The organism is Nitrospirillum guaranorum (assembly GCF_034653275.1).
GTDB lineage: Bacteria > Pseudomonadota > Alphaproteobacteria > Azospirillales > Azospirillaceae > Nitrospirillum.
The window spans coordinates 1,358,560-1,371,341 of sequence record NZ_JAYEES010000003.1; the positions used below are offsets into that span (position 1 = coordinate 1,358,560).

13 protein-coding genes are annotated in these 12,782 nt (G+C 67.3%); 7 read left to right on the forward strand and 6 right to left on the reverse strand.

The features are described 5' to 3' along the window. Positions 1-154 precede the first annotated feature (154 nt). Together UAJ10_RS15170 and ykgO are read left to right on the forward strand one after the other, a co-directional pair. Complete coding sequence (locus tag UAJ10_RS15170; protein ID WP_322916111.1) at positions 155-1,156, forward strand: SAM-dependent methyltransferase; 1,002 nt, start codon at positions 155-157, stop codon at positions 1,154-1,156. Positions 1,157-1,253: 97 nt separating this feature from the next. Further along, positions 1,254-1,379 (forward strand): type B 50S ribosomal protein L36, encoded by a 126-nt coding sequence (gene ykgO / locus UAJ10_RS15175; protein WP_012973122.1) that lies wholly within the window; start codon positions 1,254-1,256, stop codon positions 1,377-1,379. A gap of 238 nt (positions 1,380-1,617) precedes the next feature. Here ykgO and UAJ10_RS15180 read toward each other — a convergent pair whose 3' ends face one another. From UAJ10_RS15180 to UAJ10_RS15195, 4 genes are all read right to left on the reverse strand, one after another. Continuing rightward, positions 1,618-3,696, reverse strand: coding sequence for a M13 family metallopeptidase (locus UAJ10_RS15180; RefSeq protein ID WP_322916112.1), 2,079 nt, complete (start codon positions 3,694-3,696; stop codon positions 1,618-1,620). A 100-nt stretch (positions 3,697-3,796) separates the two neighbouring features. Beyond that, entirely contained in the window at positions 3,797-5,878 is a 2,082-nt protein-coding gene (locus tag UAJ10_RS15185) for a M13 family metallopeptidase (RefSeq protein ID WP_322916113.1), read from the reverse strand. Positions 5,879-6,052: 174 nt separating this feature from the next. Next, a complete protein-coding gene (locus tag UAJ10_RS15190; RefSeq protein ID WP_322916114.1) occupies positions 6,053-6,523 on the reverse strand; it encodes a TIGR02444 family protein in 471 nt (156 codons plus the stop codon). Beyond that, positions 6,516-7,610 carry an ATP-dependent 6-phosphofructokinase gene (locus UAJ10_RS15195; RefSeq protein WP_322916115.1) on the reverse strand — a complete coding sequence of 365 codons (1,095 nt, stop codon included), beginning with the start codon at positions 7,608-7,610 and terminating at the stop codon, positions 6,516-6,518. Before UAJ10_RS15195 ends, UAJ10_RS15190 begins: the two co-directional genes overlap by 8 nt. 166 nt (positions 7,611-7,776) lie before the next feature. Here UAJ10_RS15195 and UAJ10_RS15200 point away from each other — a divergent pair, with 166 nt between their 5' ends. The 3 genes from UAJ10_RS15200 to UAJ10_RS15210 all read left to right on the forward strand — a co-directional run bounded on the left by UAJ10_RS15200 (position 7,777) and on the right by UAJ10_RS15210 (position 9,692). Continuing rightward, positions 7,777-7,977: a YdcH family protein gene (locus tag UAJ10_RS15200; protein WP_040848320.1), complete on the forward strand. Its 201-nt coding sequence runs from the start codon at positions 7,777-7,779 to the stop codon at positions 7,975-7,977. 175 nt (positions 7,978-8,152) lie between these two features. Further along, positions 8,153-8,617: a 5-(carboxyamino)imidazole ribonucleotide mutase gene (gene purE, locus UAJ10_RS15205; RefSeq protein WP_040848330.1), complete on the forward strand. Its 465-nt coding sequence runs from the start codon at positions 8,153-8,155 to the stop codon at positions 8,615-8,617. Further along, positions 8,583-9,692, forward strand: coding sequence for a 5-(carboxyamino)imidazole ribonucleotide synthase (locus UAJ10_RS15210; RefSeq protein ID WP_322917333.1), 1,110 nt, complete (start codon positions 8,583-8,585; stop codon positions 9,690-9,692). Before purE ends, UAJ10_RS15210 begins: the two co-directional genes overlap by 35 nt. Positions 9,693-9,725: 33 nt before the next feature. Here UAJ10_RS15210 and UAJ10_RS15215 read toward each other — a convergent pair whose 3' ends face one another. Continuing rightward, complete coding sequence (locus UAJ10_RS15215; RefSeq protein ID WP_322916116.1) at positions 9,726-10,271, reverse strand: TetR/AcrR family transcriptional regulator; 546 nt, start codon at positions 10,269-10,271, stop codon at positions 9,726-9,728. 134 nt (positions 10,272-10,405) lie between these two features. Between UAJ10_RS15215 and UAJ10_RS15220 the strand changes: the two genes are divergently transcribed. After that, positions 10,406-10,783 (forward strand): VOC family protein, encoded by a 378-nt coding sequence (locus tag UAJ10_RS15220; RefSeq protein ID WP_322916117.1) that lies wholly within the window; start codon positions 10,406-10,408, stop codon positions 10,781-10,783. 74 nt (positions 10,784-10,857) lie between these two features. On the opposite strand, the gene UAJ10_RS15225 is transcribed toward UAJ10_RS15220, so the two are convergent. Further along, positions 10,858-11,049: a DUF4169 family protein gene (locus UAJ10_RS15225; protein ID WP_322916118.1), complete on the reverse strand. Its 192-nt coding sequence runs from the start codon at positions 11,047-11,049 to the stop codon at positions 10,858-10,860. Between the two features lie 308 nt (positions 11,050-11,357). Here UAJ10_RS15225 and UAJ10_RS15230 point away from each other — a divergent pair, with 308 nt between their 5' ends. Next, the gene (locus UAJ10_RS15230; protein WP_322916119.1) at positions 11,358-12,491 is read left to right on the forward strand and encodes a patatin-like phospholipase family protein; all 1,134 of its coding nucleotides are present in this window, start codon (positions 11,358-11,360) and stop codon (positions 12,489-12,491) included. The last annotated feature ends 291 nt before the right edge of the window (positions 12,492-12,782 follow it).

The following is a 12,782-nucleotide window of genomic DNA, read 5'->3' on the forward strand; positions in this document are numbered from 1 at the left end:
CCGGCCGCATGTCCCCCGGCACAAGGGGGGCCAATTCCCGCCCTATCCAGGCGCCATCAGACCACGCGCGCGTTTCAGCATTGCCATTTCAACCGTCACGCAATGACTGTACAATATGTTTCCGCATTAATGTTCCACGGGGCTGGTTCCACGCATGTCTGCCCAGCAGGGCTCCAAGGGTGCGGCGCTGCCACCGGCGACCTTGCCGCAAGCGACCCTGAAGGATCGCTTCGTCGCCTGGTGGGAAGGCTACGACCTGGCTGCGGTGCTCAGCCGCCGTCCGCGTGCCGATGAGGAAGAGGGGGAGGGCGGCACCCACGGCGGTTCCGCCAAGCAGTCGCCCCAGTCCTCCACGGAGCGGCGCACCCTGAACCGCTCCGGCAAGCCCCTGTGGACGGCCACGCGCGTGCAGGTGGCGGAAAAGATTTGGGGCGACGGCTACGCCACCCCCGGCGGCAACGAACACATCCCCACCCTGGTGAAGCCCCTGGGCCTGAACCCGGCCATGAGCGTGCTGGACCTGGCCGCTGGTCTGGGCGGGTCCACCCGCAGCATGGCCTCGCAGTTCGGCGCCTGGGTGACGGGGCTGGAATCCAACCCCGTGCTGGCGGAAGCCGGCATGTTCCGCTCGCACAAGGCCGGCATGGCCCGTCAGGCGCCCATCCAGCCCTACGACCCGGAAACCTTCTCCTGGCCCAAGCGCGTGGACGCCGTGTTCGCCAAGGAGGGCTTCTACACCGTCCGCAACAAGGACGGCCTGCTGGACGCGGTGGAGGCGGCGCTGAAGCCGCGCGGCCATTTCCTGTTCACGGACTATGTCCTGGACAAGGCCAAGGCCAGCGGCCCCGTCTTCAAGGGCTGGCTGGACCATGAACCGGTGGAGCCTCATCCCTGGACGGTGGACCAGTACGCCCAGGGCCTGCAGCAGCGCAACCTGGACATCCGCATCACCGAGGACATCTCTGACCTGCACCGCAGCCTGATCCTGACCGCCATCCAGGGGCTGGTGGCCCACCTGGAACAGCATAGCATGGATCATGAGACCAAGATCGCGGTGGTGGAGGAGGTGGAGCTGTGGGCCCGCCGCGTGGCGGTGCTGGACGCCGGCATCCGCCTCTACCGTTTCTACGTGTTGAAGCCGGCGGATATCAGCTGATCGATTTTACGATATGACTCAGGTTGACAGCGGGGCCGGCCCTTACTATTTTCCCGGCCTCGAACCGTGATCCAATCCAAGTGCCCGAGTCCAAATCATGAAGATCGTGAACTCCCTCAAGTCGATGAAGACCCGCCACAAGGCTTGCCGCGTCATCCGCCGCAAGGGTCGCGTGTACGTCATCAACAAGCAGAACCCGCGCTTCAAGGCCCGCCAGGGCTAATAAAGCGTTTCTGCCCCATGGCCGGTTCGCCGGCCATCGGAACCAAAAACCGCGCCTGGATGAAGGCGCGGTTTTTGTTTTGGGTTTTGGGGCTTCTTTTGGCGCGGTCGCGGCCTGAGCGCAATTCGTTCTGCGGTTACCCCCACCCGTGAAAAAGCCCCGCCGGCGCGTGCTGGCGGGGCTCTTCCTTTGAGACTCGGCCCGTGGCTTCCGGGGAAGCCACGGCGGTTCCGGCCGCTTACCAGACCTTGCAGGCCTTGGCGCCACGGTTCATGGGCGCATCGGCCTTGCAATTGAAGGCCTTGGCGAACTCCGGATTATTGGAGACGACGCCGTTCACCCGGTACTCGGCCAGGGAATGGACGTCGGTGATCGCCTGGTCGCGCTTGGCGTCGTCGCGCTGGTTGCTGCACCACACCTGGGCATAGCCCAGGAAGAACTTCTGCTCGGTGGTGAAACGGCCGTCCTTCTTGGCGGCCTTGCCCTTCAGGGTGGCCATCAGGGCCTTCAGGGCGATGGCGTGGCCGCCGTTGTCGGCCAGGTTCTCGCCCAGCGTGGCCTTGCCGTTCAGGTGCACGTCGTCGATGGCGACGAAGCCGTCATACTCGTCCACCACGCATTGGGCGCGGGCCTCGAACTTCTTGGCGTCCTCGGCCGTCCACCAGTCCTTCAGGTTGCCGTCCTTGTCGTACTGGCGGCCCTGGTCGTCGAAGCCGTGGGTCATCTCATGGCCGATGACGGCACCAATGGCGCCATAGTTGATGGCGTCGTCGGCACCCGCGAAATAGAAGGGCGGCTGCAGGATGCCGGCCGGGAAGTTGATGTCGTTCTCGGTCGGGTCGTAATAGGCGTTCACGGTCGGCGGGCTCATCAGCCATTCCGACCGGTCGTGCGGCTTGCCGATCTTGGCCAGCTGGCGCTTGGTCTCGAACGCGGTGGCGCGTTCCACGTTGCCCACCAGGTCGTCCTTCTTGGCCACGACCGAGGAGTAGTCGCGCCATTTGTCGGGGTAACCAATCTTGTCGACGATGGCGTCCAGCTTCTCATGCGCGCGCTTCTTGGTCTCGGCGCTCATCCAGTCCAGCTGGTCGATGTCGACGGAATAGGCCGCCTTCAGGTTCTTCACCATCGTCAGCATCTTGGCCTTCTGGCCCGCGCCGAAAGCGGTCTTCACATAATACTTGCCCAGATCCTCGCCCAGCGCGTTGTCCGTCTCCATGACGCAGCGCTTCCAGCGGGGCAGGTTCTGCTCCACGCCGCGCAGCTTCTTGGAATAGAAGCTGAAACGCTCATCCACGAAGGCCTTGGACAGGCGGCCGGAGAAGGCGTGGGCGACATGCCAGGACAGGTAGGTCTTCACGTCATCGGCCGAGGCGCCGGCCAGCACGGTCTGCAGCGCCTTGAAGAAGTCGGGCTCCGTCACGTTCAGGGTCTGGAACACGGGCGTGCCGCTGGCCTTGAAATAGTCGGCCCAGGCGAAGCCGGGCGCCAGGGTGGACAGGGTGGCCACCGGCTCCTTGTGATTCACCTTCTGCGGGTCGTTGCGGTCGGCCAGGCTCAGCGAGGCCTTGGCCAGGTCCGTCTCGATGCGCATCACCACCTGGGCCTTGGCATCGGCCGCAGCCTTGGCGTCGCCCAGCAGCTGGAAGGTGCGCGACACATGCTCGACGTAGGCCTGGCGGATGCCGTCGAACTTGGCGCCTTCCCGGACATAATAGTCGCGGTTGGGCAGGCCCAGGCCGCCCTGGTCGATCACGGCGATGTCCTGCCGGGCGTCCTGGAAGTCCGCCTGCGAACCGAAGCTGAAGAACACGTCCACGCCGACGTCGTGCAGGGCGGCCACCAGCGCCGGCAGTTGCTCCTTGCCCGGCAGCGCCTTGATCTGGTCCAGCAGCGGCTGGATGGGCTCGGCGCCCTTGGCGTCGGCTCCGGTCTCGTCCATGCAGGCGGCGTAGAAGTCGCCCACGCGCTGGTTGTCGGCGTTGGGATGGGCGACGATGTCTTCCAGCGCGCTCTTCAGGATCTGCTGGTTGCGCTCATGCAGGGCGTTGAAGCTGCCCCAGCGCGACTGGTCGCTGGGGATGGGGTTGGCCTTGATCCACGGACCGCAGGCGTACTGATAGAAGTTCTGGCAGGGGTCGACCGAGTCGTCGACCTGGGGCAGGGCCGCGTCCGTGGCGGACGCCTTGGCGGCGGGCTTCGCCGATTCGGCCGCCTGGGCGGCCGCCGGGGCCGCCACCAGGGGCAGCGCCACCAGGGCGGTGGCCAGGGCGATGGGCGCCGCCCGATTCAAAATCCCCGCGATAGGCTTGCTCATGTGGGTTGCTCCACCTTCGTCATGTTTTGGCTCTTCAAAATGAGAGGGGGGTGCCGGTGGTCCGCACCAGCACCCCCATCGGCGCCCTGTCAGACGCCCGTCACCAGACGCGGCAGGCTTTCTCGCCGGCCACCATCTTGTCGGTGGGCTTGCAGTTAAACGCCTCCGCGAACTCCTTCATGTTCGAGAGGGTGCCGTTGACCCGGTATTCCCCCAGGGAGTGCGGGTCGGTCTGGGCTTGCAGGCGCCGGTACTCCGGCCGCGCCTCGCCGCACCAGACCTGGGCGAAGCCGTAGAAGAAGCGCTGGGCCGCCGTCAGGCCGCCGATCTTCTCATCCTTCTTCGTCCCCAGCCGTTCCATCAGGGCGCGGTAGGCGACACGGATGCCACCGTTGTCGGCGGTGTTCTCACCCAGCTTCAGCTTGCCGTTCTCCTTCACGTCGCCGTCGGCGACATAGCCGCCGTACTGGTCGACCAGGCATTGGGCGCGGGTCTTGAACTGGGCCGCGTCGTCGGCCGTCCACCAGTCCTTCAGGTTGCCGTCGCCGTCGAACTTGCGGCCCTGGTCGTCGAAGCCATGGCTGATCTCATGGCCGATGACCACGCCGATGGCGCCGTAGTTCACGGCATCGTCGGCCGCGCTGTCGAAGAAGGGCGGCTGCAGGATGCCGGCGGGGAAGTTGATGTCGTTGTGGGTGGAGGAATAGTAGGCGTTGACGGTGGGCGGGGTCATGCCCCACTCGCCCTTGTCCACCGGCTTGCCGATCTTGGCCATGTCGTAATGGAACTCGAAGGACTCGGCCCGCAGCGCGTTGCCCAGGGCGTCGCCGCGGCTGACCGTCAGGGCGCTGTAGTCGCGCCACTTGTCGGGGTAGCCGATCTTGGCCGTGAAGGCGTCCAGCTTGGCATGGGCCTTGGCCTGGGTTTCCTTGCTCATCCACGTCAGGGTGGGGAAGGTCTCATCCAGCGACTTGCGGATGTCGGCCACCATCTGCAGCATGCGGGCCTTCTTCTCCGGCCCGAAGGCGCGGGCGACGAAGTACTTGCCGAGATCCTCGCCCAGGGCGGTGTCGGTGGCGCTGACGCAACGCTTCCACCGGGGCTTCATCTCCTTGGCGCCGCGCATGGTGCGCTCATAGAAGTTGAAGTTCTCCTGCACGAAGGCGTCGGGCAGCCAATTGGCGTAGGCGCTGAGGGTGCGCCAGGTCAGATAGGTCTTGATGTCGGCCAGGCTCAGCTCACGGATCAGCTCGCCTTCCCGCTTCATATAGTCGGGGTTGCTGACGTTCAGCGTGGCCGGCGGCTTCACGCCCGCGCTGTGGATGTAGGCCTTCCACTCGATGGCGGAATCCAGCTTCTGCAGTTCGGCGACGGTCTTGAGGTGATAGCGGTTCTCCGGCTCGCGCATGGCGACCCGGTCCAGCGAGGCGTCGGCCAGGCGCGTTTCGATGCCCATGACCGTCTGGGCCTTGGCGGCCGCGTCCGGCAGGCCCGCCAGTTCCATCATCTTCTGGATGTGGGCGACATAGGCGGCGCGCTGCTGCTTGGACTTTTCGTCGTCGCGGAAATAATAGGGCTTGTCCGGCAGGCCCAGGCCGCCCTGGTAGACACCGGCGATGACCTGGGTCGCGTCCTTGTAGTCCTGCTGCTGGCCCACGCGGTGGAAGGCGTTGACGCCGGCGATGTGCAGGTCGACCAGCAGGCCGGTCAGGCCCTTCTTGCTCTTCAGGCCGTTGATGCGGCCCAGCAGCGGTTGCAGCGGCGCCAGGCCCCGCGCCTCGATGCCCTTCTCGTCCATGCAGGCGGCGTAGAAGTCGCCGACGCGCTGGCTCTCAGGGGTGGGGTGGGCCGCCAGCTTTTCCAGCTCGTCGTGCAGCAGGGCCAGATTGTCGTCGGCCAGCTTGTTGAAGGTGCCCCAGCGCGGCTGGTCGGCCGGGATGGGGTTGCGCTTGTTCCACACGCTGCACGCATGCAGGAAGAAGTTCTCGCAGGGATTGACGTCGTTATCGACCACCGGCAGGCCGGGGGCGGCCGGCATGCCGGCGCCCTGGGGGGACGGCTGGGCGGCGGGGGCCGGTGGTGCCGGCGCCTTGGTGTCGGTGGATTGGCAGCCGGCCAGGCCGGCGGCGGCGATCAGGGCGGCCAGTGCGGCCGATGTGGAAAGGCTGCGTACCCCGGACATGTGATCCATCGTCTGTTGTTGTCGTTGGGCCAACGCGGTCCCCTTGCCGGCCGGTGCCGCTGCCCACGGCAACCAGGCCAGGGACCCCGAAGGGGTCAAAATCATGGCCGCCCGAAAATTTGATGCCGGGCGAAATGATTTGATGGCGGCGACAGTACCATAGGCGCCGCGCGGTCAGGAAAGCGCCTTATGTAACCGCTCTGTAACCGGGGCCGCTTCCGGCGGCAGCAGACGCGCCAGATTGTCGCGCAAGGTTTGAGGGCGGGGTGGGGTGGGGGCGGGCCAGCCGTCGGCCAGCTGTTCCAGGGACGCCATGTACAGCCGCTCGGCCTCCAGTTCCGCCGCCTTGACCGCCTGGCGCAGGGCTTCGTTCGCGGGGGCGTCGGCGGCCAGCGCCTTCAAGGCGCGGCGGGCCTGGCGCAGCGGTTCGATGACGGGCGCGCGCCAGCGGGCGGCGGCCGTGGCGGCGGCGTCGAGGTCCCCCTCGGTCAAGGTGTGGCCCCGCGCCGCCGCCCAGGCGCCCCACAGCAGCAGGGGCACGTCGGCGCCGTGCCCGTCCTGCGCCGCCAGGCACGCCTCGGCGACGCCGGGCCTGGCATAGGCGTCCAGGGCGTAGGGCCAAAAAGGCGCCAGGGGCTCAGGCAACGGGCTCGCCCACATAGATGCCCAGGCCCCGGGCGGTGCGCACCAGGGTGCCGTCCACCTCCACCGCCGCATAGGCCTTGATGGCGTCGGCGATGGGCACGTCGATGACCTTGCGGTTGGACCAGGCCACCATGCGGTCGTATTTGCCATGGGCGATCAAATCGACGGCGTGCACGCCGAAGGCCGACGCGATCAGCCGGTCGCGGGGGTTGGGCGACCCGCCGCGCTGGACATGGCCCAGCACGGTGACGCGGGTTTCCGCCCCGGTCGCCTCGGCGATCAGGTGGCCGATATAGCTGCCGATGCCGCCATAGCGCTTCTGCCCGTCGGTGAATTCCTGCCTGGCCTTGCCGCCGCCGGGCAGGTTGGCCGCCTCGGACACCACCACCAGGGCGAAGTTGCGGCCCTGGGCGCGAATCTGGCGGATGCGGTTGGCCACGCCGTCCACCGTCCAGGGGATCTCCGGCAGCAGGATGACGTCGGCGCCGCCGGCGATGCCGGCCGCCAGCGCGATGTGGCCGGCGTCCCGGCCCATGACCTCCAGCACCATGACGCGGGCGTGGCTGGCGGCCGTGGGTTGCAGACGGTCCAGCGCCTCCGTCGCGACGGCCACGGCGGTGTCGTAGCCGACGGAGACCTCGGTCAGGCCCAAATCGTTGTCGATGGTCTTGGGAATGCCCACCAGGTTCAGGCCGCCCTCTTGCGCCAGGCGACGCAGGATGGCCAGGCTGCCGTCGCCGCCGATGCCGATCAGCGCGTCCAGGCCCAGTTCCTTGCAGCCGCTGATGATCTCCTGCGACCGGTCCTTCTTCGTCCCGTCGGGCATGGGATAGGCGAAGGGATCGCCCTTGTTGGTCGTGCCCAGCACGGTACCACCCTGGCGCAGGATGTTGCCGTCCACATGTGCCGGCAGCAGCACGCGGTGGCGCACCGGGCGGTCCAGCAGGCCGTGGGTGCCTTCCTCGATGCCCAGCACCTGCCAGCTGTAGGTGGTGACGGCGCGGTGGACCACGGCGCGGATGACGGCGTTCAGGCCGGCGCAGTCGCCGCCGCTGGTCAGGATGCCGATGCGCTTGCCGTTGCTCATGCCCGTTCCCATCCCCTTAACCGAAATGATCGCCGAGACTTGAGTTTGAGGAAAACCCGACCTGCCCGCAATCGCCGAGAGGCATGCCGAAAGGCAGCACCCCTGCCGCCGGATTTCTGGTATAGATCGCCCGGTGATCGAGATCAGCGAACGCTAAAAGGCACGGATGACTGAACAACACACCCTGAAGGAGAAGCTGGCGACGCTTCGGGTGGAGCATCGTGACCTCGACGACATCATCACCCGCCTGACGGGCCAGTTCCCGGTGGATCAGTTACAGATCCAGCGGCTGAAGAAGCGCAAGCTGCTGCTCAAGGACTTGATCGCCCGTCTGGAAAGCGAACTGCTGCCCGACATCATCGCTTGATGTCATTTTCCATCCTGGACAGGCCCTGCTGGGCCCCCGTCCGGGCGTGGCCGGCATGCGGTGCCGGCACTTGCAAGGCCGCTTGCCCTTCCTATAATCCGGCGCTTCCTTTAGTCCGGGGGGAGCAACACCGGTGAGCCAGAAGCCTGAAAGCGCGCCGCTGGTCGGCATCATCATGGGCAGCCAGTCCGATTGGGCGACCATGCGCCACGGCGCCGCCGTGCTTGAGGAATTGGGCGTCCCGTTCGAGACGCGCATCGTCTCCGCCCACCGCACCCCGCACCGTCTGGTCGATTACGCCACAACCGCCCGCGACCGCGGCCTGAAGGTCATCGTCGCCGGCGCCGGTGGCGCCGCGCACCTGCCGGGCATGGCGGCCGCCATGACCCCGCTGCCCGTGTTCGGCGTGCCGGTGGAAAGCCACGCGCTGAAGGGCATGGACAGCCTGCTGTCCATCGCGCAGATGCCGGGCGGCATTCCCGTGGGCACCCTGGCCATCGGCAAGGCCGGCGCCATCAACGCCGCCTTGCTGGCCGCCGCCGTCCTCGCGCTGAACGACAAGCGCCTGGCCGACGCCCTGGACGCCTGGCGCGCCGCCCAGACCGATCGCGTGGCCCTGGAACCCCGGGACGAGGAATGACCCTTTCCCCCCCACCGTCGTCCCGCCGGGGTCGATCATCGGCATGCTGGGCAATGGCCAACTGGGCCGCATGACGGCGCTGGCCGCCGCCAACCTGGGCTACCGCACCCATGCCTACGGGCCGGACAGGGACAGCCCCTGCGCCCAGGTGGCGTCGGTGGAAACCCTGGCGGCCTTCGATGACTGGGCGGCGCTGGAGGCTTTCGCCAAGGCCGTCGACGTGGTGACGCTGGAGTGGGAGAACATCCCCACGGCCACCATCGATTTCCTGGCCGCCCGCGTGCCGACCTTCCCGGGCGCCCACGTCCTGGCCGTGGCCCAGGACCGCTTGGAGGAGAAGACTTTCGCCAACACCCTTGGCATCGGCACCGCGCCCTTCCGCGCGGTGACCGGCGTCGACAGCCTGCGCGCCGCCGTGGCCGACCTGGGCACGCCCTCGATCCTCAAGTCCACCCGCATGGGCTATGACGGCAAGGGCCAGGTGCGCCTGGGGCCCGACAGCGACCTGGCCGCCGCCTGGGAGGCGCTGCGCACCGACAGCGCCGTGCTGGAGGGTTTCGTCACCTTCGCCTGCGAGGTCTCGGTCATCGTCGCGCGCCGCGCCGATGGCGTCATGGCCGCCTTCCCGGTGGTGGAGAATCGCCACGCCAAGGGCATCCTGGATGAGACGCTGGTGCCGGCGGCCGTGACCCCGGCGGTGGCGGCCGAGGCCACGCGCATCGCCCGGACGCTGACGGAGGCGCTGGGCGTCGTCGGCCTGCTGGCGGTGGAGATGTTCGTGACGCCGGACGGCCAGGTGCTGGTGAACGAGGTGGCGCCCCGGCCGCACAATTCCGGCCACTGGACCATGGATTTCTGCGCCACCAGCCAGTTCGAGCAACTGGTGCGGGCCGTCTGCGGCCTGCCCCTGGGGGCCACCGACATCATGGCGCCCTGCATGATGAAGAACCTGATCGGCGATGACGCCGACCAATGGCACGACCTGCTGGCCGAACCCGGCGCCCGCCTGCACCTCTACGGCAAGGCGGAGGCACGGCCCGGCCGCAAGATGGGGCATGTGAACCGGCCGCGGTGACACGGCCGGCCTTTCCTTTTGGTGGCGGCGCGACTATCGCGTCGCGGCGTCGATGATTGCGTCGATGAACCGGTCGTCCATCTCCTCCCTCGCGAACCAGCGGCGGAAGAATAAGGGCCCCACCAGCAGGGCGACGACATCGTCCATGGCGCGCTCCCGAGGAATTTCCCCTTTGGCCTTGGCGCGTTCTATGACGGCTTTGAACGGCGCCATGAAGGTTGCGTGCAATGCCGCCTGCATGGTCTGCAGTTCGGCATCGCGCTCCGCCGCGTCGATGATCGAAGGATAAACGGAACTCCAGTTCGCCGTCCGCAGCTGGTGGACAAGGTGGGAAAGCAAGGCCCGGGCGTCGCCGCGCAGGCTGCCGGTATCGGGCGCGACGGGCGTGGCTCCCAGCCGGGAACAGGCGTCGATCAGCAGGGCTGACCGCGAGGGCCAGTGGCGATAAATCGTCGTCTTCGAAACACCGGAAATGCGGGAAACCTCATCGACGCTCACCCCGGCGATGCCGCCCTGCGCCAGCTGCCGGTAGGTTTCGGCCAGCACCTTCGCCTTTGAGCGCTCGACCCGCTTGTCCATGGTCTGTGCTGGTTCCGACACGGGCCCGCCTTCCTCTCTTGACATGAAACAGTACGCTACCGTAGCGTATCGCATGTGCAATGACGTCCACTATCGAAGCCCCCACATCGCGCCGCAAGGCGAAAGGATGAGCCATGAAGTTCGCCTACACCCGCCTTGTCACCGAAGATGTGCCCAAGCTGGCGGCGTTCTACGAGAAACTGCTGGCGACACCGTCGGCCGGGAGTGACGATTATGTGGAATTGCGTCCTGGGGGCGCGATCCTCGCGCTGGTCAGCCGCAAAGCCTGCGGATTCATGCATGGCGGGGATTGGGTCGCCGCGTCCAACCAATCGGCAATCCTGGAATTTCAAGTGGATGACGTCGATCGGGAACGCGATCGGATCGGGGGCCTCGTGACCGATTGGCTGCAACAGCCGAAGGACATGCCTTGGGGCAACCGCTCCATGCTGTTCCGCGACCCCGACGGCAACACGATCAATTTCTTCCGGCCGCCCGTCGCTGACCGCTGAGCGCGCCGTCATCGTGCGGCGGCGTCCGGCTTGCCGGGTGCTGCCGGCGCATTGGCCGGGACGCGTCTCCCGCCCTAGTCTTCGCCATCGGCGGGGTCCAGCCTCTTGCCGTCCAGGTCCGCCGCCTGACTGTCCTGGCGCTTCTGCTCGGCCGTGCGCTCGGCCTTGGTGCGGCCGTGGACGACGCGATTCTCGGCCGCCTTGGCCGCCCGCTCTTCCTTGGCCTTCTGCTTACGGAACCGGTTCAGGTTGACTACGTCGCCCACGGCCGTCTTTCCCTCGTCATGATGCTCGGGAACGCCTGATCCTGAGGATGGCGGTCGGGCGTCACCCACCAAGGGTGGCCCGGATGCCGTTGCGTCCCAAGTCACTAACCTAACCTTAACCCAGGTTCAGCATTGTTCAAGACGGCTTTGTTCCGTTACCGGTATCGCGGTATGAGTCATTTGGCGAATTGGGCGGCATTTTATCGACAAGCCCAGGCAGTTGTTAACCATGTTGGCCCCGGCGGACCGGCGAATTCTGTGCTTCGCCTTTAATGCCGGGCCTCTTTTCTTCGAAGGGTTGGGGCGGAATGGACGGTTCTGCGGGCGAAGTGGCCAAGCGGCGGCGGGCGGCACCGGTTTCCCCGGCGCCGGCGGACGCCCCCGCCGATACGGCGCATCCTGTTGGCACGGCACCGGCGCGGCGCACCGTCAATCTGGCGCTGCAGGGTGGCGGTTCCCACGGTGCCTTCACCTGGGGCGTGCTGGACCGCCTGCTGGAGGACGGCAGGCTGGATGTCGAGGGCGTCAGCGGCACCAGCGCCGGCGCCGTTAACGGCGCGCTGTTGGCCTATGGCCTGTTGACCGGCGGGGCGGAGGGCGCGCGCGCCCTGTTGCACCGGCTATGGCGGCGCATGGCCAAAAGCTCCGCCACCGGCCCGCTGCAGCCCACTTGGCTGGATTGGATGACGGGCGGGGCCGGGCGCCGCAACCTGGACCATTCCCCCATCTATGCGGGGCTGGACATGATGGTGCGCATGATGTCGCCCTATCAGTTCAACCCGTTGGGCCTGAACCCCATGCGCGACGTGCTGGACGGCCTGATCGACTTCGATGTGCTGCGCCGGTCCGACACCGTGCGCCTGTTCGTCAGCGCCACCAACGTCAACCGCGGCCAGCTGCGGGTGTTCAAGGGGCAGGACCTGTCGATGGAGGCCCTGCTGGCCTCGGCCTGCGTGCCCATCCTGTTCCAGGCGGTGGAGATCGATGGCGAGCCGTACTGGGATGGCGGCTACATGGGCAACCCGACGCTTTATCCCTTGCTGCACGACTGCGCCGCGACCGACATTCTCGTGGTGCAGGTGACGCCGCTGCAGCGGCCGGCCGTGCCCACGGCACCCAGCGCCATCGTCGACCGCATGAGCGAGATCGGCTTCAACGCCACCCTGTTGCGCGAGCTCAAGTCGCTGGAGCTGGTGAACCGCCTGTGCGCGGACCACGGCATCGACCCGGCGGAGGCCGGCGTGCGTCCCGTTTACCTGCACCTGGTGGAGCCTGGTCCGGGCATGGCGGACCTGGGCGTCTCCAGCAAGCTGAACGCCGACTGGGGTTTCCTGACCGAGCTGCGCGACATGGGACGTGCGGCGGCCGGTGACTGGCTCAGCCGCTGCTATGACCAGGTCGGCCGCGAAAGCAGCTTCGCGGCCGGCCGGGCGATCATCTGACGCGCCCTCCGTCGGGGCACCACCTTGGACATCACGGTGGCGCCGCGCCCCTTCCTAAGGGGCGGCGGCGGACTCCGGGTTAGGCCGTCCGGCCGATTCGCCCGATCTTTCAGGTCCCTCGGCGCCCTGGCCTTATCCCACATGCACGCCCGCCCTATGCCACCCGCTGCCGCACCGCCCTGTCCTTTCGGGTGAGCGGGGCGGTTTCGTGTTGGCCGGCGTCCCCGAGCCGATAGGATGAAGGCAGGCCGTTGATCTGTCTCATGGTCGTCCCCCTGGACGTCCTGCGAT